Source organism: Streptomyces sp. NBC_00683 (assembly GCF_036226745.1).
In the GTDB taxonomy this organism is placed as follows: Bacteria; Actinomycetota; Actinomycetes; order Streptomycetales; family Streptomycetaceae; genus Streptomyces.
The window spans coordinates 6,963,589-6,988,668 of record NZ_CP109013.1; the positions used below are offsets into that span (position 1 = coordinate 6,963,589).

General features: G+C 71.4%; 24 protein-coding genes. 17 read left to right on the forward strand and 7 right to left on the reverse strand.

What is annotated here, in order from left to right; translation table 11 throughout:
- Positions 1–56: 56 nt before the first annotated feature.
- Positions 57–965, reverse strand: a complete 909-nt coding sequence (locus tag OG257_RS31035; protein ID WP_329215442.1) for a 5'-3' exonuclease — start codon at positions 963–965, stop codon at positions 57–59.
- Positions 966–1,228: 263 nt separating this feature from the next.
- Here OG257_RS31035 and OG257_RS31040 point away from each other — a divergent pair, with 263 nt between their 5' ends.
- The 4 genes from OG257_RS31040 (at position 1,229) to OG257_RS31055 (ending at position 6,406) form a co-directional block, all read left to right on the forward strand.
- Positions 1,229–2,320 (forward strand): quaternary amine ABC transporter ATP-binding protein, encoded by a 1,092-nt coding sequence (locus OG257_RS31040; RefSeq protein WP_329212808.1) that lies wholly within the window; start codon positions 1,229–1,231, stop codon positions 2,318–2,320.
- Positions 2,313–4,949 carry an ABC transporter permease/substrate binding protein gene (locus tag OG257_RS31045; protein WP_329212809.1) on the forward strand — a complete coding sequence of 879 codons (2,637 nt, stop codon included), beginning with the start codon at positions 2,313–2,315 and terminating at the stop codon, positions 4,947–4,949. Before OG257_RS31040 ends, OG257_RS31045 begins: the two co-directional genes overlap by 8 nt.
- Positions 4,950–5,135: 186 nt before the next feature.
- On the forward strand, positions 5,136–5,681 hold the full coding sequence (locus OG257_RS31050; RefSeq protein WP_329212810.1) for a helix-turn-helix domain-containing protein: 546 nt from the start codon (positions 5,136–5,138) through the stop codon (positions 5,679–5,681).
- Between the two features lie 17 nt (positions 5,682–5,698).
- Positions 5,699–6,406 (forward strand): helical backbone metal receptor, encoded by a 708-nt coding sequence (locus OG257_RS31055; RefSeq protein ID WP_329212811.1) that lies wholly within the window; start codon positions 5,699–5,701, stop codon positions 6,404–6,406.
- Here OG257_RS31055 and OG257_RS31060 read toward each other — a convergent pair.
- Complete coding sequence (locus tag OG257_RS31060) at positions 6,345–7,505, reverse strand: TDT family transporter (protein ID WP_329212812.1); 1,161 nt, start codon at positions 7,503–7,505, stop codon at positions 6,345–6,347. The genes OG257_RS31055 and OG257_RS31060 overlap by 62 nt on opposite strands.
- Before the next feature lie 82 nt (positions 7,506–7,587).
- On the opposite strand from OG257_RS31060, the gene OG257_RS31065 reads away from it, so the two are divergent.
- Positions 7,588–8,532, forward strand: a complete 945-nt coding sequence (locus OG257_RS31065) for a LysR family transcriptional regulator (RefSeq protein ID WP_443054587.1) — start codon at positions 7,588–7,590, stop codon at positions 8,530–8,532.
- A gap of 67 nt (positions 8,533–8,599) precedes the next feature.
- Here OG257_RS31065 and OG257_RS31070 read toward each other — a convergent pair whose 3' ends face one another.
- Both OG257_RS31070 and OG257_RS31075 read right to left on the reverse strand, forming a co-directional pair.
- Positions 8,600–9,313, reverse strand: coding sequence for a gamma-glutamyl-gamma-aminobutyrate hydrolase family protein (locus OG257_RS31070; RefSeq protein WP_329212814.1), 714 nt, complete (start codon positions 9,311–9,313; stop codon positions 8,600–8,602).
- A 113-nt stretch (positions 9,314–9,426) separates the two neighbouring features.
- Positions 9,427–10,164 carry a FadR/GntR family transcriptional regulator gene (locus OG257_RS31075; protein ID WP_329212815.1) on the reverse strand — a complete coding sequence of 246 codons (738 nt, stop codon included), beginning with the start codon at positions 10,162–10,164 and terminating at the stop codon, positions 9,427–9,429.
- A gap of 74 nt (positions 10,165–10,238) precedes the next feature.
- Here OG257_RS31075 and OG257_RS31080 point away from each other — a divergent pair, with 74 nt between their 5' ends.
- From OG257_RS31080 to OG257_RS31095, 4 genes are read left to right on the forward strand one after another with little or no spacing between them, the layout of a single operon-like run.
- On the forward strand, positions 10,239–11,600 hold the full coding sequence (locus OG257_RS31080) for a glutamine synthetase family protein (protein ID WP_329212816.1): 1,362 nt from the start codon (positions 10,239–10,241) through the stop codon (positions 11,598–11,600).
- Positions 11,601–11,607: 7 nt separating this feature from the next.
- Positions 11,608–12,972, forward strand: a complete 1,365-nt coding sequence (locus OG257_RS31085) for an aldehyde dehydrogenase family protein (protein ID WP_329212817.1) — start codon at positions 11,608–11,610, stop codon at positions 12,970–12,972.
- 6 nt (positions 12,973–12,978) lie between these two features.
- Positions 12,979–13,767 carry a 3-oxoacyl-ACP reductase gene (locus OG257_RS31090; protein ID WP_329212818.1) on the forward strand — a complete coding sequence of 263 codons (789 nt, stop codon included), beginning with the start codon at positions 12,979–12,981 and terminating at the stop codon, positions 13,765–13,767.
- A 31-nt stretch (positions 13,768–13,798) separates the two neighbouring features.
- Entirely contained in the window at positions 13,799–14,740 is a 942-nt protein-coding gene (locus OG257_RS31095; protein WP_329212819.1) for a DUF2510 domain-containing protein, read from the forward strand.
- Positions 14,741–14,761: 21 nt separating this feature from the next.
- Here OG257_RS31095 and OG257_RS31100 read toward each other — a convergent pair whose 3' ends face one another.
- Positions 14,762–15,964, reverse strand: a complete 1,203-nt coding sequence (locus tag OG257_RS31100) for an amino acid deaminase/aldolase (protein WP_329212820.1) — start codon at positions 15,962–15,964, stop codon at positions 14,762–14,764.
- Positions 15,965–16,667: 703 nt separating this feature from the next.
- Between OG257_RS31100 and OG257_RS31105 the strand changes: the two genes are divergently transcribed.
- Both OG257_RS31105 and mycP read left to right on the forward strand, forming a co-directional pair.
- Entirely contained in the window at positions 16,668–17,531 is an 864-nt protein-coding gene (locus tag OG257_RS31105; RefSeq protein WP_329215444.1) for a hypothetical protein, read from the forward strand.
- Positions 17,528–18,745: a type VII secretion-associated serine protease mycosin gene (gene mycP, locus OG257_RS31110; RefSeq protein ID WP_329212821.1), complete on the forward strand. Its 1,218-nt coding sequence runs from the start codon at positions 17,528–17,530 to the stop codon at positions 18,743–18,745. The genes OG257_RS31105 and mycP overlap by 4 nt, the downstream gene beginning before the upstream one ends.
- Here mycP and OG257_RS31115 read toward each other — a convergent pair.
- The gene (locus OG257_RS31115) at positions 18,729–19,631 is read right to left on the reverse strand and encodes a serine hydrolase (protein WP_329212822.1); all 903 of its coding nucleotides are present in this window, start codon (positions 19,629–19,631) and stop codon (positions 18,729–18,731) included. The genes mycP and OG257_RS31115 overlap by 17 nt on opposite strands.
- Positions 19,632–19,717: 86 nt before the next feature.
- Between OG257_RS31115 and OG257_RS31120 the strand changes: the two genes are divergently transcribed.
- Positions 19,718–20,446 carry an SseB family protein gene (locus tag OG257_RS31120; RefSeq protein ID WP_329212823.1) on the forward strand — a complete coding sequence of 243 codons (729 nt, stop codon included), beginning with the start codon at positions 19,718–19,720 and terminating at the stop codon, positions 20,444–20,446.
- A gap of 62 nt (positions 20,447–20,508) precedes the next feature.
- Here the strand turns inward: OG257_RS31120 and OG257_RS31125 are convergent, their stop codons facing one another.
- The gene (locus OG257_RS31125; RefSeq protein WP_329212824.1) at positions 20,509–20,871 is read right to left on the reverse strand and encodes a DUF1844 domain-containing protein; all 363 of its coding nucleotides are present in this window, start codon (positions 20,869–20,871) and stop codon (positions 20,509–20,511) included.
- A 341-nt stretch (positions 20,872–21,212) separates the two neighbouring features.
- Here OG257_RS31125 and infC point away from each other — a divergent pair, with 341 nt between their 5' ends.
- From infC to OG257_RS31150, 5 genes are all read left to right on the forward strand, one after another.
- Positions 21,213–21,956, forward strand: a complete 744-nt coding sequence (infC, locus tag OG257_RS31130; RefSeq protein ID WP_329212825.1) for a translation initiation factor IF-3 — start codon at positions 21,213–21,215, stop codon at positions 21,954–21,956.
- 120 nt (positions 21,957–22,076) lie between these two features.
- Positions 22,077–22,271: a 50S ribosomal protein L35 gene (gene rpmI / locus OG257_RS31135; RefSeq protein WP_031097481.1), complete on the forward strand. Its 195-nt coding sequence runs from the start codon at positions 22,077–22,079 to the stop codon at positions 22,269–22,271.
- A gap of 106 nt (positions 22,272–22,377) precedes the next feature.
- Entirely contained in the window at positions 22,378–22,761 is a 384-nt protein-coding gene (gene rplT, locus OG257_RS31140) for a 50S ribosomal protein L20 (RefSeq protein ID WP_329212826.1), read from the forward strand.
- Positions 22,762–22,916: 155 nt separating this feature from the next.
- Positions 22,917–23,756: a TrmH family RNA methyltransferase gene (locus tag OG257_RS31145; protein ID WP_329212827.1), complete on the forward strand. Its 840-nt coding sequence runs from the start codon at positions 22,917–22,919 to the stop codon at positions 23,754–23,756.
- A gap of 145 nt (positions 23,757–23,901) precedes the next feature.
- Positions 23,902–25,056 (forward strand): sensor histidine kinase, encoded by a 1,155-nt coding sequence (locus tag OG257_RS31150; protein ID WP_329212828.1) that lies wholly within the window; start codon positions 23,902–23,904, stop codon positions 25,054–25,056.
- Positions 25,057–25,080: the final 24 nt, after the last annotated feature.

Below are 25,080 nucleotides of genomic sequence, written 5' to 3' on the forward strand. Positions count from 1 at the left end.
CCCTGCTCTGGGTGCGTAGCGAACCTCGGTACTTAGGTTTGCCTAAGTTAGCACTTTCACGCCTGGAGTGTGACGAGCAGGCGCTGCAATGCGCCGCCCAGGCCCCACTGGGCCGCGAGGGCCTCGAGAGCCGCCGGGTCGCGCGGCTCGTCGGGGAGTGCCGGGTCGAATTCGGGCAGCGGTACGTCGCCGGCCACCCGGACCACCTTCGGTGCGACCGCCACGTAGTCCCGCGCCTCGTCCAGGCGCTTGCGCTGCGACGGGGTCAGCTTCGAGGCCGGATCGCCGACCGCGGCCATGATCCCGGCCAGATCGCCGTAGGCGTCCAGCAGCTTCGCCGCGGTCTTCTCGCCGATGCCGGGGACCCCCGGCAGGCCGTCGCTCGGGTCTCCGCGCAGCAGTGCGAGATCGACGTAGCCGGCGCCGTCGACACCGTACTTCTCCCGCAGCCACGCCTCGTCGGTCATCTGGAGGGTGCCCACGCCCTTCAGCGGATACAGCACCCGCACCTCGCGGGAGTCGTCGACCAGTTGGTACAGGTCACGGTCGCCGGTCACGATGTCCACCGGGCCGGTGGCCCGGCCGGCGAGCGTGCCGATCACGTCGTCCGCCTCGTACGGGGCGACACCCACCCTGGCGATGCCGAGGGCGTCCAGGACGTCCTCGATGATCGGGACCTGCGGGGACAGGGTGTCGGGGGTCTCCTCCTCGTCCGGGACCCCCTCGGGTGTCTCGGCCGCCACCCGGTGCGCCTTGTAGGTGGGGATCAGCTCGACCCGCCAGTGCGGCCGCCAGTCCGCGTCCATGCAGGCGACCAGGTCGTCGGGCCGGTGGTCCTGGACCAGCCGGGCGATGAAGTCGAGCAGCCCGCGCACGGCGTTGACCGGAGTGCCGTCCGGTGCGCGCACCGAGTCCGGGACGCCGAAGTAGGCGCGGAAGTAGAGGGAAGCGGTGTCGAGGAGCATCAGGCGTCGCGTCACACCCCGATGATGCCGCACCGCACCGACACCGCCGGCTGCCGACGCCTGCCGTCCCGCCGCCACCGTCACCCCGAGGTGAACTGGATCACACACGTGTTTGGGTTGCGTAAGTGAGGGCAGGCGCGCCACCGGAGCGGACCACGTCCATTTTTCGACTGATGCCCGTGCTTTGCGGACCGAATCCGCACTGCTCCACGGTCTGCCGGCGGGGGTGGCAGACCGTTTTTGGTTCAACGCGTGAGGTGTATGTGTCAAGGCTGCAAGCGGAGCACTTGTACAAAGTGTTCGGCAGACGACCCGATCAAGCCGTGCAGAAGCTCGAGAGCGGTACCCACCGCGACGAGCTGCGCGCCGACGGAACGACCGCAGCGGTGATCGACGCCTCGTTCACCGTGGAACCGGGCCAGATCTTCGTCGTCATGGGGCTCTCCGGATCCGGAAAGTCCACATTGCTGCGGATGCTCAACGGGCTGCTCGACCCCACCGCCGGACGTGTGCTGTTCGACGGGCAGGACCTCACGGCCCTGAGCCCCCGTGAGCTGCGCGGCGTCCGCTCCTCCAAGATCAGCATGGTCTTCCAGCACTTTGCGCTCTTCCCCCACAGGAGCGTGCTCGAGAACGCCGCGTACGGGCTGGAGGTGCAGGGCGTACCGCGTGCCGAGCGCGAGAAGCGCGCCGCCGACGCCCTGGAGATGACCGGCCTTGCCGGCTGGGAGAAGTCCTGGCCCGACGAGCTGTCCGGCGGTATGCAGCAGCGTGTCGGTCTGGCCCGCGCGCTCGCCACCGACGCCGATCTGCTGCTGATGGACGAGTCCTTCAGCGCGCTCGACCCGCTGATCCGCCGCGACATGCAGGACCAGCTGCTCGAACTGCAGAAGCGCCTGAAGAAGACCATCGTCTTCATCACCCACGACCTCAACGAGGCCATGCGCCTCGGTGACCGCATCGCCGTGATGCGGGACGGCGAGATCGTCCAGCAGGGCACCGCCGAGGACATCCTCGTCCGGCCGGCCAACGACTACGTGGCCTCCTTCATCCAGGACGTCGACCGTTCCCGCGTGCTCACCGCCGGATCGATCATGGAGAAGCCCGAAGCGGGCCGCTCCGACGAGGACCTCATGGCCGAGGCCCCCGCGACGGTGTCCGCCGAGACGCCCATCGCGGAGCTCTTCACCCCCTGTTCCACCAGCGGGGTCGCCGTGGCCGTCACCGACGCGGAAGGCGGCGTCATCGGCGTCGTGCCGCGCAACCGTCTGCTCGCCGCTCTCGGCGAGGAACCGAAGGTCGAGAACGTGCTGCCGGCCCAGCGTGACATCAAGAAGGTGAACGCCGGTGCCTAGGGTCTCCTTCGGCGAGTGGGTCGAGAGCGCCGTCGACTGGCTCCAGTCGAACCTCACCTGGATCTTCGACGCCATCAAGGCCGTCCTCGGCGGCATGTACGACGGTGTCAACGCGGTACTCGGCGGCGGTGAGCCGCTGCTGATGGCGGCGATCTTCGCCGTGATCGCCTTCTGGCTGCGCGGCATCGTCCCGGCCGTGCTCACCTTCGCGGGCTTCGCGCTGATCGACTCCCTCGCCCTGTGGGACGAGGCGATGGCGACGCTCTCGCTGGTCGTGGTGGCAGCCGTCATCACCATCGTGATCGCGGTGCCCATGGGTATCTGGGCCGCGCGCAACAACAGGGTGAGCGCCGCGCTGCGGCCGGTGCTCGACGTCATGCAGACGATGCCGGCCTTCGTCTACCTGATCCCCGGCGTCATGTTCTTCGGCGTCGGCGTCACCCCGGGTGTCATCGCCACCATCGTCTTCGCGATGCCCCCCGGCGTCCGGATGACCGAGCTCGGCATCCGCCAGGTCGACAGCGAGCTGGTCGAGGCGGCCGCGGCGTTCGGCACCACGCCCAAGGACACCCTGACCCGGGTGCAGCTTCCGCTCGCGCTTCCGACGATCATGGCCGGAATCAACCAGGTCATCATGCTGGCCCTGTCGATGGTCGTCATCGGCGGCATGGCCGGCGCCGGAGGCCTCGGCGAGAAGGTGTACGCCGCGATCACCCAGCTCCAGGTCGGCCTCGCCGCCGAGAGCGGGATCGCCGTCGTCATCCTCGCCATGTACCTCGACCGGATGACCGGAGCGCTCAACGAGCGGGTCTCGCCGCTCGGCCGCCGAGCGGCCGCCAAGGTCGCCGCCGGTGCGCGCCGTCTGAAGTTCACGCACTACAAGCCGGGAACCGCTGTCGCGATGACCGGTGTCGTCGTCCTCGCGCTCGTCGCGGGCGGGCTGAACATCGCCGGCTCGGCCTCGAACGACTCCGGGACCGCCACTGCCGACAGCGGGAACGTCGGCAAGGGCCAGAAGATCAACCTGGGCTACATCCCCTGGGACGAGGGCATCGCCTCCACCTTCCTCTGGAAGGAGCTCCTGGAGCAGCGCGGCTACACCACGGGCATCACCCAGCTCGACGCCGGTCCGCTCTACTCCGGCGTCGCCCGCGGCGACATCGACTTCCAGACGGACTCCTGGCTGCCGACCACGCACAAGGACTACTGGGACAAGTACAGCGACCAGCTGGACGATCTCGGTTCCTGGTACGGGCCGACCTCGCTGGAGCTGACGGTTCCCTCGTACGTCAAGGGCATCGACTCGCTCGATGACCTCAAGGGCCAGGGCAAGAAGTTCAACGGCAAGATCATCGGTATCGAGTCGAGTGCCGGGATGATGGGCACGCTGAACGAGAAGGTGCTCAAGGAGTACGGCCTGGAGGGCGAGTACAAGGTCGTCTCCTCCAGCACCTCCTCGATGCTGGCCGAGCTGAACGCCTCCATCAAGAAGAAGGAGCCGGTCGTGGTGACCCTGTGGTCGCCGCACTGGGCCTACGGCAAGCACGACCTGAAGAAGCTCAAGGACCCCAAGGGTGCCTGGGGCAAGGGCGAAGAGGTCCACACCGTCGCCCACAAGGGCTTCGCCGAGAAGGCACCGGCTGTCGCCGACTGGCTGAAGAAGTTCAAGCTCACCGAGAAGCAGCTCACGAGCCTGGAGAACGAGATCCAGGGAGCCGGCCAGGGCAAGGAGCAGGACGGCGTACGCAGCTGGCTGAAGAAGAACCCCGGCCTCGTCGACAAGCTGGCGCCGGTGCCCGGCGGTGCGGGCGGTGCGAAGCAGGGCAAGGACGCGGGCAAGACCGTCAACATGGGGTACTTCCCGTGGGACGAGGCCATCGCCTCCACCTACCTCTGGCAGAACATGCTGGAGGACCGTGGGTACAAGACCACCGTCAAGCAGCTCGACCCGGGCCCGCTCTACACCGGCCTCGCGCAGGGACAGCTGGACGTCCAGTTCGACTCCTGGCTGCCGACCACGCACAAGGACTACTGGGAGCGGTACAAGGACAACCTCACCGATCTCGGTTCCTGGTACGGGCCGACCTCGCTGGAGCTGACGGTTCCCTCGTACGTCAAGGGCATCGACTCGCTCGATGACCTCAAGGGCCAGGGCAAGAAGTTCAACGGCAAGATCATCGGTATCGAGTCGAGTGCCGGGATGATGGGCACGCTGAACGAGAAGGTGCTCAAGGAGTACGGCCTGGAGGGCGAGTACAAGGTCGTCTCCTCCAGCACCTCCTCGATGCTGGCCGAGCTGAACCGGTCGATCAAGAAGAAGGAGCCGGTCGTGGTGACCCTGTGGTCGCCGCACTGGGCCTACGGCAAGCACGACCTGAAGAAGCTCAAGGACCCCAAGGGTGCCTGGGGCGAGGGCGAGCAGATCCACACGGTCGCCAAGAAGGACTTCGCCAAGGACTTCCCGGAGTTCACCGGCTGGCTGAAGGACTTCAAGCTCACCGAGGCGCAGCTGGCCTCGCTCGAGGTGGAGATCCAGAAGGGCGGGGCGGGCAAGGAGAAGGAGTCCGCCCGCCACTGGATGGACGCCAACCCGGATGTGGTGGACAAGCTGGCCCCTGTCGGCAGCTGAGTCGTCCGCGTCAGCATCCAACACCCTGAAGGGGACGGTCCCGGCAGTGAGCCGGGGCCGTCCCCTTCGGGCTGGTCGGAGCCCTCCCGGAGGGTTTCCCGGCCATTCACTTCGGCTCCATCCCGCAAACGACATGCGTAGGGTGCTGGCAACGGGGAGGATGGCGATCCGGGGAGGGAGCCGGACATGGACGACAAGGAAGCCCTTCGAGTGGGTGCCGCGGTTCGCCGACGGCGCAGGACCCTGGGTCTCACGCTGGCCGCGGTGGCCGGGCGCAGCGGCCTGTCCGTGCCGTTCCTCAGCCAGATCGAGAACGAGCGGGCCAGACCCAGCGCCCGTTCCCTGGACCGGGTGGCCGAAGCGCTGGAGACCACGACCGAGCGGCTGCGGGCCGCGGCGGACTCGGCGCGTTCCGTGGACGTCGTGCGGGCGGGTGACGACGACGGCGTACGCAGACTGGTGCGCGGACGACACCAGCTCAGCGTCCTGGAGTTCGTCGGCGAGCAGGACCTCGGACGCGAGTTCCAGCACCGCAACGACGAGGTGATGTACGTCGTGGAGGGCGCCGCCGAGGTCGAGGCGGAGGGCCAGGCCTACCGGCTGGGCCGTGGCGACACCCTCTTCCTCTCCGGCGGGGTCCGGCACCGGTGGCGCGCGACGGTTCCCGGCACCCGGCTGCTCGTCGTCGCGGTTGCCGAGCACATCGACGCGACGTACGACTCGCGTCGCTGAGCCGAAAGGGTTTCGCCGTGCGCGTCGTGTCCCTGGTTCCCTCACTGACCGAAGCGGTGGCCGTCACCGCCCCCGGCCTGCTGGTCGGAGCCACCGACTGGTGCACCCACCCGCCGGAGCTCACCGCCGCCCGGATCGGCGGTACGAAGAATCCCGACGTGGCGGCCGTCGTGGCACTGCGCCCCGACCTCGTCGTCGCCAACGAGGAGGAGAACCGGGAAGCCGACCTCGCCGCCCTGCGGGAGGCCGGGCTGAACGTCCTGGTCACCGAGGTCCGCACCCTCGGCCAGGCCTTCACCGAACTGGACCGGGTCCTGGTCACCGGATGCGGCCTGAGCCGGCCGCGCTGGCTGGACGAGGCCGAGGCCGCCTGGGCGGCGCTGCCGCCTCCCGCGACCCCGCGACCCGCGGTCGTCCCGGTCTGGCGCAGGCCCTGGATGGTGCTGGGCCGCGACACGTTCGCCGGCGACCTGCTGGCACGGTTCGGCGTTCGCAATGTGTACGCGGACCACGCGGAGCGCTATCCCCGTATCCCGGTGGCCGAGCTGAACGCGGCAGGCGCCGAGCTGGTCGTCCTGCCCGACGAGCCGTACCGCTTCACCGCCACCGACGGCCCCGAGGCCTTTCCCGGACTGCCTGCCGCGCTCGTCGACGGCCGCCACCTCACGTGGTACGGGCCGTCGCTGACCGAAGCGGCTGCGGCGCTGCGAGCAGCCCTCCGCTGACCACTCCCCGCAGCGTCCGTACGCCCGCCACCGCCCAGGCGGCCACCAGCAGCACGTAGAGCGCTACGGCCAGCCAGACGAAGGCGGTGAGCCCGGTGTGCCTGGCCAGTCCCGCCGCGCCCGTGACACACGTACCGACGGGGAACGTGAAGCCCCACCACGTCATCGTGAACCGCATACCGCGCCGCGCGGCCCGCACCACCATCGCCACGGACAGTCCCAGCCACAGCAGCGCGAACCCCATCACCGGTACCCCGTACAGCACGGCGAACGCGCCGAACGCCGAGGCGTACGGCGCCCCGATCGCACCCGGTGCCACATCGGCCAGCTGATTGACCGCGGTCGTCGACTGGCCCAGCGGGCCGAGCACCAGGAAGAGGGTCGGTGTCAGCGCGAGCGGCAACGGGCCCTGGTGCACCAGCCGGCCGAAGACCAGCGGAAGGATCACCAGGGTCGCCAGCAGCGACAGCCCGAACATCGCGTAGCAGGCGAGCAGCAGCGCCTCGCGCCACTGGCCCGCGGGCAGTTCCGGCACGAGCAGCGGACCGACGGCGGCGGAGACCATCGGCGCCACGAGGGGGAGCAGCCAGACCGGCGACGCGGTGCCGGGTGCCGGACGGTGCCGTACGACCATGAGGTACGGGATCGCGACCGCCGCGGCGAGGCCGGTCACCGTGCCCAGCGTGAACAGCACCGCGTCCACGGCGACCGCGGCGGAATGCCCGATGACGTCCCGGCCGACCAGCAGGGTGCCCGCGCCGACCGCGAGCAGCGCCATGGAGAGGCAGCCGTAGAACGGGGCCACGGCAGGATCCAGGAGGTGGGCACGGGCCTGGTCCCGGTGCAGGACCCAGTGCCCGGCGCGGGCCGCGAGGACCACGACGAGCAGCACCGCGGACACGGCCCAGACCGCGAGGCAGACACCGCGCAGCCCCGGCACGTGAACGGGCAGCCCCGCCCCTGCCGTGGCGACGATCGCGGTGCCCATGACCGTCGCGTACCAGTTGGGGCCGATGTACCGCAGGGACGGGAGCCGGAGAGGGGCGGGAGCGGGGGCGGGGGCGAGCACCCGGGACTGGATCTGCGGAAAGATGGCCATGCCACGATTCTCGGCGGGCATGTTCCTGCCCACCAGGGAGCCCGGACCTATGACGTCATAAGCTGGGCTTATGTCCATACCGATGTCCAGTGCCCCGCCTCCCGCCCCCGGTGACGAACACGGCCCCCTGTCCCACCGGGTGCCCGATCTCGGGGCGATGGTGCTGCTCCTGGCCGTCGCCCGGCACGGCAGCCTGGGCCGCGCCGCGCGGGACGTCGGCATCACCCAGCCCGCTGCCTCCAGCCGCATCCGGTCGATGGAGCGGCAGCTCGGCGTCGCGCTCCTGGACCGTTCGCCACGCGGCTCCAAGCTGACCGACGCGGGCGCCCTCGTCACCGACTGGGCGCGCAGGGTCGTCGAGGCCGCCGAGGCATTCGACGCGGGGGCGCAGGCGCTGCGGGACCGGCGCGACTCCCGGCTGCGGGTCGCCGCGAGCATGACCATCGCGGAGTACCTGCTGCCGGGCTGGCTGATCGCGCTGCGCGCCGCACGCCCCGGAACCGCCGTGTCCCTGACCGCGGGCAATTCGGCCGTGGTCGCCCTGCGGCTGCTCGCCGGTGAGGCCGACCTCGGCTTCGTCGAGGGGCTGTCGGTGCCGGAGGGGCTCGACGGCACGGTCATCGCGCACGACCGCCTCGTCGTCGTCGTCGCGCCCACGCACCCGTGGGCCCGCCGCCGCAGTCAGCTGACCCCGCAGGAGCTGGCGGCGACACCCCTGATCCTGCGGGAGCACGGCTCGGGCACCCGGCAGGTCCTGGACGCCGCCCTCGCCGTGCACGGCGGACTCGCGCGGCCGCTGCTGGAGCTCTCCTCGACCACCGCGGTGAAGGGGGCGGCGGAGAGCGGGGCCGGTCCCTGCGTGCTGAGCGAACTGGCTCTCGGCGAGGAGCTGTCGGCCCGGCGCCTGGTCAAGGTCCCCGTGGCGGGTGTCCGGCTCAGACGTCAGCTGCGGGCGGTCTGGCCCGCGGGCCACCGCCCCACGGGCCCCGCCCGCGACCTGCTCTCACTGACGGCCGACGGGGCGTAGGCCCCGGGACTGTCCGCTTCCCGGCCCGGCTTCTCCTGGGCCCCGGACCGCTTCGCGGCCCCGGTCCTCAGACGGCGGACGTGCTCGTCCGTGCCAGGGCCGCCGTGACCAGGGCCCGCATGATCCGGAGGTCCTCGCCCATCTCGGGGTGCCACTGCACCCCGAGCACCCACTGCGGACCGGGCAGCTCGACCGCCTCGACCGTGCCGTCCGCCGCGTGCGCGGACACCACGAGACCCGGAGCGAGCCGGTCCACGGCCTGGTGGTGGTACGTGGGTACGGACGCCTCCTCGGGCACGAGCGAGGCGTACAGAGTCCCCGGCACAGGCGACACCGCGTGCTCACCGAGGACCCCCGCCTTGCCGAACGGACCGGTGTGCCCGTCCAGATGCTGGCTCAGTGTGCCGCCCAGCGCCACGTTGAGCAGCTGCATGCCGCGGCAGATACCGAGCACCGGGGTGCCGGCCTCCATCGCCGCGCGGAGCAGCGCAAGCTCCCAGGCGTCGCGTTCGTGCGCGGGCGGCCCGGTCCTGAAGTCGCGCTCCGCGCCGTACAGTCCGGGGTCGATGTCCGCGCCGCCCGCGATCACGAGCCCGTCGAGCCTGGCCACGACGGCCGAGGCGCGCTCCGGGGCGTCCGGCGGCAACAGGGCCGCCAGGCCGCCGGACCGCTGGACCAGTCGGGGGTACGCCGAGGGGAGCACCGCTGCGGGGAGCTCCCAGACACCCCAGCGAGCCGCCGGCTCCAGGTAGGTGGTGACGCCGATGAGCGGTTCGTGCATGGTGCGGTCCCTCCGGCGGGCGGTCCGCGGACCGGGCCCGGTGCAATGGTGATGCGTCATACCTTTGTGCGTACCGGGCCGGTACGCAAGAGACGCGATCCGGAAGATCGGGTTCAAGCCAGGAAACCGCGGAGCAGCGCCGCCGTTCCGGCGCAGTGCTCGCGCATCACCGCGCGCGCGGCCTCCTCGTCGCCGTCGAGCACCGCGTCGACGAGCACCGTGTGCTGGTGCTGCGAATGCTCGAGGTTCCGCACCAGCAGGGGTATGCAGTCCAGCAGGTCGTTCACGGTCGCACGGACGGCGGCGTACTGGGCGGTGAGCGAGGGGGAGCCGGAGAGCTCGGCCAGCGTCAGGTGAAACAGGGTGTCGAGCCTGCGGTAGTCGGGCAGGGGTGCTTCGTGTGTCGCGATCAGTGCCCTGCGCAGCCGGTCCACGCCCTCGTCGTCGAGGCCGTGTGCCGCGCACAGCCCGGCCGCCCCGGCATCCAGCACCTCGCGGAAGCGCAGGACGTCCTCGATGTCGACCCCCTCCACCCGGCGGCGCAGCTCGCCGCCGCCGGCCCCGCCGGCGCGGGGGAGGACGAACGTACCGCCGTACCTGCCCCTCCTGGCCTCGACCAGCCCCTGGTCCTGGAGCACCTTCAGGACCTCGCGCAGTGTGACGCGGCTGATCCCCAGCAGCTCCGCCAGATCCCGCTCGGCGGGCAGCCGCCCGCCGCTGGGCACCAGACCGAGCCGGACCACCTGGAGGACCTGCTCCAGCGCCTCCTCGAAGCCGTTGCCCGCGCGCACCGGCCTCAGTACGGGCAGCAGCCGGTCGAAGGGCCCGGTCTCCCCGGTCTCCTGCGCCACGTCCCGATCCCCTTCCCCTCAATGGTTCTGTCCCATACCTTAAGCCTTCCGGCTGACCGAACGAGGAGTACCCCGTGGCAGACCGAACACCCCCGCTCCGGCCCGAGGAGCTGCGTCTGCTCGTCGCGAGCGGCGAGATCGACACCGTCGTCCTTGCCTTCCCCGACATGCAGGGCCGGCTGCAGGGCAAACGGTTCGCGTCGTCCTTCTTCGTCGACGAGGTGCTGGAACACGGCACGGAGGGCTGCAACTACCTGCTCGCCGTCGACACGGACATGAACACCGTCGACGGATTCGCGATGTCCTCCTGGGCCAACGGCTACGGCGACTTCGCGATGCACCCCGACCTGACCACCCTGCGCAGGGTGCCCTGGCACGAGGGCACGGCCATGGTTCTCGCCGACCTCGCCTGGGAGGACGGCTCACCCGTCGTCGCCGCGCCCCGCCAGATCCTCCGCCGCCAGCTGGAGCGGCTCGCCGCACACGGCCTGACCGCCCATGTCGGCACCGAGCTCGAATTCATCGTCTTCAAGGACACCTACGAGCAGGCCTGGGACCGCAACTACCGAGATCTCACCCCGGCCAACCAGTACAACATCGACTACTCCGTCCTCGGAACCGGCCGCATCGAGCCCCTGCTGCGCCGCATCCGCAACGAGATGGCCGCCGCCGGCCTCACCGTCGAGTCGGCCAAGGGCGAGTGCAACCCCGGCCAGCACGAGATCGTCTTCCGCTACGACGAGGCACTGGTCACCTGCGACCAGCACGCCGTCTACAAGACGGGCTCCAAGGAGATCGCCGCCCAGGAGGGCGTCGCGCTCACCTTCATGGCCAAGTTCAACGAGCGCGAGGGCAACTCCTGCCACATCCACCTCTCGCTCCGGGACGAAGGCGGACACAGCGTCATGGCGGGCGAGGACGGCACGATGTCCGCCGTGATGCGGCACTTCCTCGCCGGACAGCTCGCCGCCCTGCGCGACTTCTCCCTGCTCTACGCGCCGAACATCAACTCCTACAAACGCTTCCAGCCCGGCTCCTTCGCCCCGACGGCCGTCGCCTGGGGCCACGACAACCGCACCTGCGCCCTGCGCGTCGTCGGACACGGCCGCTCGATGCGCTTCGAGAACCGGCTCCCCGGCGGAGACGTCAACCCGTACCTCGCCGTCGCGGGCCTCGTCGCCGCGGGACTCCACGGCATCGAGCACGCACTCGAACTCCCCGAGGCGTGCGAGGGCAACGCCTACACCGCCGGATACGACCAGGTCCCCACCACGCTGCGCGAAGCGGCCGCCCTCTGGGAGGACAGCGACGTGGCCCGGGAGGCCTTCGGCGAGGAGATCGTCGCGCACTACCGCAACATGGCGCGTGTCGAACTCGAAGCCTTCGACGCCGCGGTGACCGACTGGGAGCTCCGCCGCTCCTTCGAACGCCTGTGAGGCACCTGTGATCACCGAGCACCGAGTACTGAACCCGGCGACCGAAGAGCTCGTCGCCACCGTTCCCGCCACCACCGTCGCCGAGGTGGACACCGCCGTCACGCGGGCCGCGGCGGCGCAGCAGGTCTGGGTCGCACTCGCTCCCGCCGACCGTGCCCGGCTGCTGCGCCGCTTCGCCGTCCTCGTCGACGAACAGGGCGAACGGCTCGCGCGGCTGGAGGTCACCGAGGCGGGCCACACCCTGGGCAGCGCCCGCTGGGAGGCCGGTAACGTCCGCGATCTGCTGGACTACGCGGCCGGGGGAGTGGAGCGCCTCACCGGGCGTCAGATCCCCGTGCCCGGCGGCATCGACGTCACCTTCCTCGAACCCCTCGGCGTCATCGGGGTGATCGCCCCCTGGAACTTCCCCATGCCGATCGCCGCCTGGGGCGTCGCCCCGGCACTCGCCGCCGGTAACGCCGTACTCCTCAAACCGGCGGAGACGACCCCGCTCACCGCCCTGCACCTGGCCGGGCTCGCCCGGGAAGCGGGTCTGCCCGAGCACCTCTTCCAGGTGCTGCCCGGCGCGGGCGAGGTCGCGGGCAGGGCCCTGGTGGAACACCCCGGAGTGGCCAAGATCGTCTTCACGGGCTCCACCCGGGTCGGCAAACAGATCATGGCCGCGTGCGCCGACCGCGTGAAGCGGCTCACCCTCGAACTCGGCGGCAAGAGCCCCAGCATCGTCTTCGCGGACGCCGACATCGAGGCCGCCGCAGCCGCCGCACCCATGTCCTTCCTGGACAACGCGGGCCAGGACTGCTGCGCCCGCAGCCGCATCCTCGTCCAGCGCTCCGTCCACGAACGCTTCCTGGAACTCCTCGCCCCCGCCCTCGCCTCGGTGGTGGTGGGCGATCCCTCCGACGAGAAGACCCAGATGGGACCGCTGATCTCCCGCACCCAACTGGAGCGGGTCCGCTCCTACGTTCCCGAGGACGCGGCCGGCATCCGGGGCAGCGCCCCCGAAGGGCCCGGGTTCTGGTTCCCGCCGACCGTCCTCACCGACGTCCACGCGGACGCGCGCGTCGCCACCGAGGAGGTCTTCGGGCCGGTCGCCGTCGTGCTGCCCTTCGAGGACGAGGCGGACGCGATCCGGCTGGCGAACGCCACCGAGTACGGCCTGGCCGGCTCCATCTGGACCCGCGACGTGGGCCGCGCCCTGCGCGTCTCCCGGGCGGTGCGGGCCGGGAACCTCTCCGTCAACTCCCACTCCGCCGTTCGCTACTGGACACCGTTCGGCGGTTACAAGCAGTCCGGACTCGGCCGTGAACTCGGGCCCGACGCCCTCGCGGCATTCACCGAAACCAAGAACGTCTTCATCGGCACGGAGGCCTGAACACGCATGACCACCGACACCGGGAACATCTGCCGCCGCCTGACCGGCCGCACCGCCGTCATCACCGGAGCGGGCAGCGGAATCGGTCTCGCCACCGCCCGCAGGCTGGCATCCGAAGGCGCCAACGTCGTCTGCGGCGACATCGACGAAACCGCGGGCAGGGCGGCCGCCAAGGAGGCCGGAGGCACCTTCGTACAGGTCGACGTGACCGACCCCGAGCAGGTCGAGGCGCTGTTCAAGGCCGCGTACGACACCTACGGGTCCGTGGACATCGCCTTCAACAACGCCGGTATCTCGCCACCCGACGACGACTCCATCCTCACCACCGGGCTCGAGGCGTGGAAGCGCGTCCAGGACGTCAACCTCACCTCCGTCTACCTCTGCTGCAAGGCGGCCCTCCCCTACATGCGGCGCCAGGGGCGCGGCTCGATCATCAACACCGCCTCCTTCGTGGCCCGGATGGGAGCGGCGACCTCCCAGATCTCGTACACCGCGTCCAAGGGCGGAGTGCTCGCGATGTCCCGCGAACTCGGTGTGCAGTTCGCCCGGGAGGGGATCCGGGTCAACGCCCTGTGCCCGGGGCCGGTCAACACCCCGCTGCTCCAGGAGCTGTTCGCCAAGGACCCGGAGCGGGCCGCCCGCAGGCTGGTGCACATTCCCGTCGGCCGGTTCGCCGAGGCCACGGAGATCGCGGCAGCCGTCGCCTTCCTGGCCAGCGACGACTCCTCGTTCGTCAACGCCACCGACTTCCTCGTGGACGGCGGGATCTCGGGGGCGTACGTGACTCCCCTCTAGGGGCTCTCGCACCGGAACCTAGAGTGGGGGCATGAGCAACGCGACCCCTCCCGGCTGGTACCCGGACGCGAGTACCACCGGCTTCGAGCGCTGGTGGGACGGCACGGCCTGGACCGGGCACACCCGGCCGTCCGCCGTCGCGCAGCCCGTCGCGTTCCAGCAGCAGTTCGCACCGCAGGCTCCGGCCCTCGCCCCCGGCGGCGGCCGGACCACCCGGGTCGTCGCGGTCGCGCTGGCGGTCCTGGTGATCGCCGGCGCGGCCGTCACCGGAATCGTGGTGCTGGGCGAGGACGACGGGACCGGCACGCAGGCAGGCCCCGGGCCCAGCAGCTCCGCACCGGCGACCGGTGCCACCGACACCCCGAGCACGGACACCCCGTCGGCCGACGACGCCCCCGCGGACGACCCGAAGCTGCTCGTCGACCAGCTCAACGGGATCACCCTGCCGGTCCCCGAGGGCTGGGAGAAGCCGGAGAGCACGCTCGACGACGCGACCACGATGCGTACGGTCGAGTCCTACACCTGCCCCGGCGATTCCGGCAGTTACTGCTACCACGGCACGGTCACCGTCCGCACCGCGAGCGGCACCGACGTCACCTCCGCCGAGGCTCCGGCCAAACAGGACATCAAGACCGCCGCCGACAAGGCCTACGGCGAGAACTTCGTCGGGGACCCGGTCCACGGCGGCATCACGGCGCAGAAGGAACTGGCGTCCAGGTCCGTGACCGTGGCCGGGCGGACCGGATATCTGGTGCGCCGGCAGGTCACCACGGGCAAGGGCCCCGGCGGATTCGTGCAGTCGCTCGTCTTCCCCTCGGCGGTGGGCAGCGAGACGCCGGTCATCGTCCGCTTCGCGTTCGACGCCGGCCAGGGCAAGCTGCCGGTCTCCCTCATGGACACCATCACCCGGGGCATCCGCCCGCTCGGTGACAGCGCCACCGGCGGAGGCGTCGGCAGCTCGGTCGGACCCTGACCCCGCTCCGGGCAAACGACCCTAGAGGAACGTACGGCCCTCGCCCCGGTACGTCGGCACGGTCGCCGTGATCCGGTCGCCCTCGATCAGCTGCAGTTCGTCGAAGCGCTCGCACAGCTCACCGGCCTTGGCGTGCCGGAACCACACCTTGTCCCCGATCAGCAGATCGTCGGCGGGCGAGCCGAGCAACGGCGTCTGCACCTCTCCCGGACCCTCCTGCGGGTCGTAGCGAAGCCCCTCGGGCAGGTACGGGACCGGCAGCCGGTCCGCGCCCGCGGCCCCGGACGCCGGATAGCCGCCACCCAGCACCGTCACCACGCCCACACCCGGCCGCCGTACCACGGGCTGTGCGAACAGGGCGGCCGGACGGCCCGTGAACGAGGTGTAGTTGTCGAACAGCCGCGGTACGTACAGCCCCGAACCGGCCGCGATCTCGGTCACCGCCGACTCCGCCGCGGTGTGCTGCACACTGCCGGTGCCGCCCCCGTTCACGAACTCCAGGTCCGGCGTCACCGCCCGGACGGCCCGCACGACCTCCGCCCGCCGCGCCGCCAGCTCCTTGCGGGCCGTGGCCTGCATCAGGCGGACCGCACGCGACCGCAGCGGCCGGCCGGCAACCGAGTCCCCGACTCCCGCGACATGGCCCTCGTACGCCATCAGCCCCACCAGCCGGAAGCCCGGCCTACGGGCCACCGAGCGGGCCAGCTCGGCGAGTTGGGCCGGCGAGCGCAGGGGGGAGCGCAGCGCGCCGATCCTGACCCGGCCGCCGAGCATCCGCAGCGAGGTGTCCAGCTCCAGGCAGACCCGGATCTCCTCGGTGCCGCCGGCCCGTGCCGCGTCGATCAGCTCCAGCTGCGCGTGGTCGTCCACCATCACGGTCACGGCCGCCGACAGCTTGGGATCGGCCGCCAGCTCGGCGTACGCGGACCGGTCGGCCGACGGATAGGCCAGCAGTACGTCGTCGAAACCGGCCCGGGCCAGCCACAGCGACTCCGCGAGGGTGAACGACATGATCCCGGCGAACCCCGGACGCGCGAGTACCCGCTCCAGCAGAGCGCGGCAGCGCACCGACTTGCTCGCCACCCGGACGGGTTTCCCGGCCGCCCGGCGCACGAGGTCGTCGGCGTTGGCGTCGAAAGCCTCCAGATCCACCACGGCCACAGGGGCGTCGAGATGGGCGGTGGCCCGGTTGTAACGGGTCCGGTCAGCGGCGCGGGCAGTCATGGCCGCAGCTTGCCAGACGGTCGTACCACTGGGTAGGGGGACGTTCGGTGCAGATCCCCCGCACCCCCGGTCCTGTGCCCACGGGGCGTCCTCCACCCCGTAGAGTGACGGTCACGCGGATGACCGACGGCCGGTCCGGAACTGTGATCCGCAGGCGGTACGGGGACGTGAACCAGGGGGCCGGATGAGTACCGAAGCGCAGCGCGCTCCTGTGCCGCCCCGCCCGACCACCCCACCGCCCGTCCCCGCCCAGCCCCCGGCCCCGCCCGCAGCCCCCGCACCGCGCACGGGCGCGCAGCCCACGCAGGCTCCCGCGGCTCCGGCCGCACCGCGCACGGGTGCGCAGGCCCCCGCTGCTCCCCGCACGGGCGTGCAGGCCCCGGCGGCTCCCGCCGCACCGCGCACCGGTGCGCAGCCCACGCAGACCCCCGCGCCTCCGGCCGCACCGCACCCCGGTGCGCAGCCTCTGCAGGCTCCCGCTGCTCCCCGCACGGGCGCGCAGCCCACGCAGACCCCCGCGCCTCCGGCCGCACTGCACCCCGGTGCGCAGCCCCCGCAGGCCCCCGCACCGCGCCCGCAGGCCCCCGCGGACGACGCGCCCCCGCCCGTGGAGACGACCACCCAGCTGCGCATCGTGCCGCCCGCCCCCCTTGCCGCGCCTCCTCCTCCTCCGCCCGCGACCAGGCGGAGGCCCGTCGGCGCGGTGGACCTCACCCCGCGCCCCGGAGCCACCCCCGCCCCGCCGGGCGCGTACTACGCGTACGCCGAGACGCCCGTCGAGACCACCACCCGCCTGCGCCCCATAAAGACCCGGAACCCGGCCAGGGCCGCGGCCGCCGTGGCCTGTGTCGTGCTCGGTCTCGGGCTGATCGGCGGCGCGGTCACCGGCACCTGGCTCACGGGGGACTCCGCGGCCGAGCCCGGAGCCGGTACCGCGTACACGGTCGGCCGCTCCGCCTGGCACAGCGTCCCCGTCGACACCCTCTTCCCCCGCACCCTCAAGGGCGACGGGGCGGGACCGGGGGCCACCGACCGGGTCTGGACCCGCGTCGCCGTCGCCACCGACAGCGGCTGCGCGGCGGGCCTGGACCCCCTGCTCCTCAAGACGCTCCGCCCGGTCGGCTGCGAACGCATGGTGCGGGCCACCTACACCGACGCGACGCGCAGCAGTGTCACGACGGTGGGCATGGTCTTCACGGAGGCGGACAGCGAAGGGATGCGCGCGCTCGGCAGCCGGTTCACCGGCCAGCACCTCGACGTGCGGGCCGACCTGATGCCCCGTACCTATCCCGCCAAGGGCACAGCCGCGGCGGCCTTCGGTGACAAGCAGCGTGCCAGCTGGACGGTCAACGTACTGACCGAGGTGCCCGTCGTCGTGTTCGCCGTCTCCGGTTTCGCCGACGGCCGTGCGGTCGCCGAGCCGCAGCCCGCATCCGTCGCCATGGCCGCAGGCGCCACGACGGCAGTCGCCCAGGCCGGACTGGGCCACGAGGCGAAGGGCATCGCCGACCGGGTGGAGCGCACGCTGCGCAGGACCGTCACCGACCTCACGGAGAAGCCGGAATGACCCGCCCCCGCCGGCTCCGCGCGTTCGCCGCGGTGACCCTCGCCACCGCGTTCGCGGTACTGCCCGCAGTACCCGCCCAGGCCGACGCCCTCCGGGACCAGCAATGGGCCCTGGAGGCACTCCACACCGACCGGGCCTGGCAGACCACGAAGGGGAAGGGCATCACCGTCGCCGTCCTGGACACCGGAGTCGACGGCAGCCACCCCGACCTCCAGGGCCAAGTGCTCCCGGGCAAGGACCTCATCGGCTTCGGCGCCGGACAGGGCGACCGGGCCTGGGCCGTCCACGGCACCGCGATGGCCGGCATCGTCGCAGGCCACGGCAACGGGCCCGGGCGGAGCGACGGCGTACTCGGAGTCGCTCCGGAAGTGAAGATCCTGCCCGTGCGGGTCATCCTCGAGTCCAACGACGCGTCCCGCGCCAAGGCCCGTCAGTCGCGCGGCACCGCCCTCGCCGACGGCATCCGCTGGGCAACCGACCACGGTGCCGACGTCATCAACCTCTCCCTCGGCGACGACAGCAAGTCCGCGCACCCCGAACCCGGTGAGGACGCGGCCGTCCAGTACGCCCTGAGCAAGGGTGTCTCCGTCGTCGCCTCCGCCGGAAACAGCGGTGAGAAGGGCAACGGCGTCTCCTACCCCGCCGCCTACCCCGGTGTGATCGCCGTCGCCGCCGTCGACAAGTACGGGACCCACGCCGCGTTCTCCACCAGCCGCTGGTACGCCACCGTCAGCGCGCCGGGTGTCGACATCGTCGTCGCCAACCCCGACCGCCACTACTACATCGAGTGGGGCACCTCGGCCGCCTCGGCGTTCGTCTCCGGAGCCGTCGCCCTCGTACGCGCCGCCCACCCCGGGCTGTCGCCCGCCCAGCTCAAGACGCTGCTCGCGGACACCGCCCGCAACTCCCCGGCAGGCGGCCGCGACGACGCCCGGGGCTACGGGCTGGTCGATCCCGCCGCCGCGATCGAGGCCGGGGAGAAGCTCCGCCCCGACAACCTGGGCGCCAAGTCCGCCCCGGCCGGTTATGGCAAGCAGTACTTCGGATCCGGCCCCGACCCGAAGGCCGAGGACGACGGGCCTGCCGGCTGGCTGGCCCCGTCCGCCGGGGCGCTCGGCGCCGCGCTGCTGGCCCTGGCCGTGGTCCTGTGGCGCGGCAGGAGAGCCCACCCGGGTGGAGGCAGCACCCTCGCCGGCGTCAGCCGGTGGCGCTGACCCCTGCGGTCACACCGACAGCGGCCTTCGCCACCGACTCGACGAGGGCGACACCGGCCTCCTTCGTCGCGTGCCCCCGCGACAGGACGGCCACCAGGTAGGTGTTGCCGCCGCTCTCCACCCGCCCGATGCTGTTGATGTCCCACAGACCGGTCGTCGTGCGGGGCATCCAGCCGTTCTTCAGCGCCGCGCCGCTGCCCGCAGCCGACACCCCCCACCGCTGGTCCGCCTGGACCTCGCCCATCAGCTCCGTCAGGTACGCGCGCGAGCTCGCCGACAGCTCCGAATCCGTACCGAACACCGCCTTCAGCAGACGTACCTGGTCGGTGGCCGTGGTCTGCGTCAGCCCCCACGCATGCGCGGCAGTCGTCCCGGACAGGCCCAGCCGCTCGTTCGCCGCGTCCAGCCCCTCGGCGCCGCCGACCGTCTTCAGTAGCTCGGTGGCCGAGGTGTTGTCGCTGCGCCGGATCATGGCCTCCGCCCACGCGTGCTCGGCGCCGTTCAGCTCCCGCCCCTCGTCCTGGGCGAGGAGCAGCAGGGCCGCCAGGATGTCGACCTTGACGATGCTCGCGGTGTCGTACGCCCCGTCCCCGTACACCGCGCCCGCCCCGCTCGCCGTGTCCAGCACCGCAACCGAGACGTCGGCACCGCCGGTCAGGGGCGCCAGCGCGTCGGCCAGCTCCGCGTCGAGATCCACCTCGGGCTCCTCGCTCGTGCTCGCCGCGGCCGACGGGCTCGATGCGGACGATACGGATGCCACGGCGGCGGGCGCACGATCCGGCGAGCGACCCACCAGATACGCGCCCCCGGCGGCGGAACCCGCCAGCAGCACGACGGCCGTCACGGATGCGGACAGCGCGGACCTGCGGATTCTGTGGCGGGACATGATCCGGACGCTAGGAACCGCAGCTGGCAGCAGCCTGTGCCCGACCTGTCGCCCGGATGAGAGAACCGGTCCACTACGCTCGTCGTGTGGCGCTCAAGAACATTCCGGACCCCGGTTTCTCCGACGACGACGGCACGGCCGCCCCCGAACTGACGGCGGCGCTCGCCGCGTGGGCGGAGGACCGGACGGCCGTCGGCCCGGTCCTGGCCGCGCTCCGCGGCGCCAGGCTCCTCGTCCCGGTCGTCGCCGTCCTCGGCGAGGTCGAGGAGGACGAGAACGGGCTGCGTCGCGAGAAGACCAGCGACATGGCCGTGCCGACCCTGCAGGCCGGTGACAGGCGCGCCCTGCCCGCCTTCACCTCCACCGCCTCGCTGGCCCGCTGGGACCCGCAGGCCCGCCCCGTCGCCGTACCCCTGCACCAGGCCCTGCAGGCAGCCGCCCACGAGAACGCGGACACGGTGGTCCTGGACCTCGCGGGGCCCGTCGCCTTCGAACTGACCGGCCCGGCGCTGCTCGCCCTGGCCGAGAACCGCAGCAGCACGGACCCGCTCGACGACCCGGCCGTGGTCGCCGCGGTACGGGAGGCGGTCGCCGCCGAACCTGCGGTGATCCGCGCCCACCTGGGCCCGGGACAGGCCGACGGCACCCTCGCCCTGGTCCTCCGCCCGGACGCGGTGGTGGCCGAAGCCGCCCGGCGGGTCGCCGACGCGCTGTCGGCCAGCGAGGTCCTGCGCGCGAGGCTGGTGCGCGGTATCGACCTCGCACTCCTGCCTGCCGGGGCCGAGGCACCCGGCGAGCCCCTCTTCACCCGCTGACACACGCGAGAGCCCGCCGCCTGTCGCAGGCAGCGGGCTCGTAGGTGTGCGGTGCGGAGGGGTCAGCCGTAGACAGGGCCCGTGTACTTCTCGCCGGGGCCCTGGCCGGGCTCGTCCGGTACGAGCGAGGCCTCACGGAAGGCCAGCTGGAGCGACTTCAGGCCGTCGCGCAGCGGCGAGGCGTGGAAGGTGCTGATCTCGGTGGTGCTCGCGTCGAGCAGACCGGCCAGTGCCTGGACCAGCTTGCGGGCCTCGTCCAGGTCCTTGTGCTGCTCGCCCTCCTCGGTCAGACCGAGCTTCACGGCGGCCGCGCTCATCAGATTGACGGCGACGGTCACGATCACCTCGACCGCGGGGACCTCCGCGATGTCGCGGGCCATGTCGTCGAAGCCGGGGTTCTCGGTGCTGGGGGTCGCGTCACTCATGCCCCACACGATAAGGCCACGTCCGTACGGCTCTGTCCGTGGGAGCACCTGGGGGAGCACCTGCGAGGCGGCGCGGGGCCGCGCGTTAGCCGCCGCCCCGCGAAGCTGCTAACCTTGTGTAACGACCGGCCGGACACCTATGTGCTCGGCCCACAAGTGGAGGCTCCGATCTCCCACCTGACCGTCCTCACGGACGGCGGGTCACCGGTCAGGTAGCGACCATCGTTCCGTACGGACGATGGAGCTGCTCGATGCGCCCCGCGGTTGACCGCGCGGTGTTCCGGTATTTCCTGGAGCCCCGCCTGTGTCCCGTCCGGGGCATTTTTACTTTCCCGGCTCGGTTGGTCTTACGAAACAGACGCTACGCGGCTGTCCGCCAGGCGGTCGCGTGGCGCTACCGAGGAGGATCCATCAGCGCCGAGCCCCGCATCAACGACCGGATTCGCGTTCCCGAGGTGCGACTTGTCGGTCCCAGCGGCGAGCAGGTCGGGATTGTTCCGCTTGCCAAGGCCCTGGAACTTGCACAGGAGTACGACCTCGACCTGGTCGAGGTGGCGGCGACAGCCCGTCCCCCCGTGTGCAAGCTCATGGACTACGGAAAGTTCAAGTACGAGTCGGCCATGAAGGCCCGTGAGGCGCGCAAGAACCAGGCGCACACGGTCATCAAGGAAATGAAGCTCCGGCCGAAGATCGACCCGCACGACTATGACACCAAGAAGGGTCACGTCGTCCGGTTCCTCAAGCAGGGGGACAAGGTCAAGATCACGATCATGTTCCGTGGTCGTGAGCAGTCCCGTCCCGAGCTGGGTTTCCGACTGCTCCAGCGTCTCGCTTCGGATGTCGAGGACCTCGGCTTCATCGAGTCCAACCCGAAGCAGGACGGCCGGAACATGATCATGGTTCTGGGCCCGCACAAGAAGAAGACCGAAGCCATGGCCGAGGCCCGTGAGGCCCAGGCCGCCCGTAAGGCGGAGCGTCAGGGTTACGCCCACGACGCCGAGCCCGAGGGTGAAGCCGCTGAGGCTCCGGCCGCAGCTGCCGAGGCTCCGGCCGAGACACCTGCAGAAACACCTTCCGAGGCGTGACCTCTGGGGGCTGCCATCCAGGCGCCCCCAGGTCCCTCGGGAGCCACCCAAAGATCTGACGCCCCTGCAGTCCGGTGCCCGCACCGAGAGGGGCGCCACTGACGAGGAGAGAACGGCGCGATGCCGAAGAACAAGACGCACAGCGGTGCCAGCAAGCGCTTCAAGATCACCGGCTCCGGCAAGGTGCTCCGTGAGAAGGCCGGCAAGCGCCACCTGCTCGAGCACAAGTCGTCCAAGAAGACCCGCTCGCTGACCGGCACGGTCGTCGTGGCTCCGGCCGACGTCAAGAAGGTCAAGAAGCTTCTCGGCAAGTGAGGACGCGGCCTCCGGTGAACCCGGAGGCGCGACCTCGATCCGACCGGGACCAATTCGTTTCCGGGCCGTGTGAGTCCAACCACGGCCCCGCTGTAAGGAGTCAAAAGTGGCACGCGTCAAGCGGGCAGTAAACGCCCACAAGAAGCGCCGGGCGATCCTCGAGGCCGCCAAGGGTTACCGCGGTCAGCGTTCGCGCCTGTACCGCAAGGCCAAGGAGCAGGTCACCCACTCCCTGGTCTACAACTACAACGACCGCAAGAAGCGCAAGGGCGACTTCCGTCGGCTCTGGATCCAGCGCATCAACGCCGCTGCCCGCCAGAACGGCATGACGTACAACCGCCTCATCCAGGGTCTGAACGCCGCCAACATCGAGGTGGACCGCAAGATCCTGGCCGAGCTCGCGGTCAACGACGCCAACGCGTTCGCCGCCCTCGTCGAGGTCGCTCAGAAGGCCCTTCCGAGCGACGTCAACGCCCCGAAGGCCGCCTGACCCAGGCAGCTCTTCACAGGTGTGTGAGCCGGACCCGCAGGCGCAAGCCGTCTGCGGGTCCGGTGCGTTGCAGGACGCTGTGCGTACGTAGTCATCCGTACGCAGAGAAACGTACGCAGAGAAGCAGAGATACGCAGAGAGGCTCGCCGCCGACCATGGGCACCCCCGAACTGATCTCCGCGCGGTCGCCGCGCGTCGCCGCCGCACGACGGCTGGCCAGGCGCAACTTCCGCGGCAAGGAGCGCAGGTTCATCGCCGAGGGGCCGCAGGCCGTGCGGGAGGCCGCGGCGCACCGGGGCAGCGACGGCGAGCCCACGCTGACCGAGCTCTTCGCCACCGTCGAGGCCGCCGAACGGTACGCCGACATCATCGACGCCGCCCACGAGGCGGGCGCCCGGGTGCACCTCGCGGACAGCGACGTGCTGGCAGACGTCTCGCAGACCGTCACCCCGCAGGGCCTGATCGGCGTCTGCCGCTTCCTGGACTCGCCCTTCGAGGAGATCCTCGCGGCGAAGCCCACGCTGGTCGCCGTACTCGCCCACGTACGGGACCCCGGGAACGCCGGCACCGTGCTGCGCTGCGCCGATGCCGCGGGCGCCGACGCCGTCGTGCTCACCGACGCGTCCGTGGACCTGTACAACCCCAAGTCGGTCCGTGCCTCCGTCGGCTCGCTCTTCCATCTGCCGGTCGCCGTCGGCGTGCCCGTCGAACAGGCCGTACAGGGGCTGCGGGACGCGGGCGTGCGCATCCTGGCGGCCGACGGAGCGGGCGCGGACGACCTCGACGACGAACTCGACGCGGGCACCATGGGCGGGCCCACCGCCTGGGTGTTCGGCAACGAGGCGTGGGGGCTGCCGGAGGAGACCCGGGCACTGGCCGACGCCGTCGTCCGGGTCCCGATCCACGGCAGGGCGGAGAGCCTCAATCTCGCCACTGCCGCCGCCGTGTGCCTCTACGCCTCCGCGCGGGCCCAGCGCCCGCGGCACACCGGCTGAGACGCCCCGGTACCGAAGCTCCACCGATCGATCCAAGCCACACCCGCCGGTGCGCCGCCTCGGGGTGTCGCTCGCCGTCCGGCGCCTAGTAGGGTGACGAACTCGGGGGCCCACTGCACCGGTTCGAGAGGTGGGGTACGGGAATATGGCTGTCGGCATGAGCAGGCCGCGTCAGACACACACGGCCGCCGTGCGCGCCATCACCGACGGGGAAGGTACGAGCGGCATCATCGGGGACACGGCGACGGGCATCGACCCGGACGACCTGCCCGACGGCCTCGTCGTCGCCGACGAGAGCGGCAGGATCATCTGCTTCAACTCGGCAGCGGCGCGGATCACCGCCACACCGCGGGCCGCGGCCCTGGGCCGCCCCCTCGAGCACGCGCTGCCCCTCGAAGACCTCAAGGGCCGCCGCTGGTGGGCCCTGACCGACCCGTACGGGGGCCTCGCCACCCGGGTCGGACAGCCCGAGCGGAACCTGCTGCTCCCCGGCGGCCGCGAGGTCCTGGTATCGGCACGGTACGTACGCGACGTCCCGACCGGCCCGGTCCGCCGACTGGTCGTCTCGCTCCGCGGCACCGAGGCGCGCCGCCGCACCGAGCGCAGCCACGCCGAACTGATCGCCACCGTCGCCCACGAGCTGCGCTCCCCGCTGACCTCGGTCAAGGGGTTCACCGCGACCCTGCTGGCCAAGTGGGAGCGTTTCACCGACGACCAGAAGCGGCTCATGCTGGAGACCGTCGACGCCGACGCCAACCGCGTCAACCGGCTCATCGCGGAGCTGCTCGACATCTCCCGCATCGACTCCGGGCGCCTGGAACTGCGCCGCCAGCCCGTGGACATCTCCGCCGCCGTCGAACGCCACGTCCAGGCCCACACGGCGAACGGCCAGGCCCCGGACCGATTCCTCGTTCGCACCCGGCAGCCGCTGCCCGACCTCTGGGCCGACCCCGACAAGGTCGACCAGGTCCTGGGCAACCTCCTGGAAAACGCGGTGCGCCACGGCGAGGGAACGGTCACTATTGAGATCGCCCCTGCACCCGCACCGGGGAAGAGCGACGAGAGCGGAACGGCAGTCACCGTGAGCGACGAAGGTCCCGGCATCCCCGAGGAGTCGATGGGCCGCGTCTTCACCCGCTTCTGGCGGGGGAGCAAGCGCGGCGGGACCGGCCTGGGCCTCTACATCGTCAAGGGCATCGTCGAGGCGCACGGCGGCACGATCACCGTCGACCGGGGGCCCGGCGGCGGCGCCGAGTTCCGATTTATCCTGCCCGTGAGCGCCCCGGCCTATCTGAAATAAAGGGGTTTCGCGCCAGCGAATCGG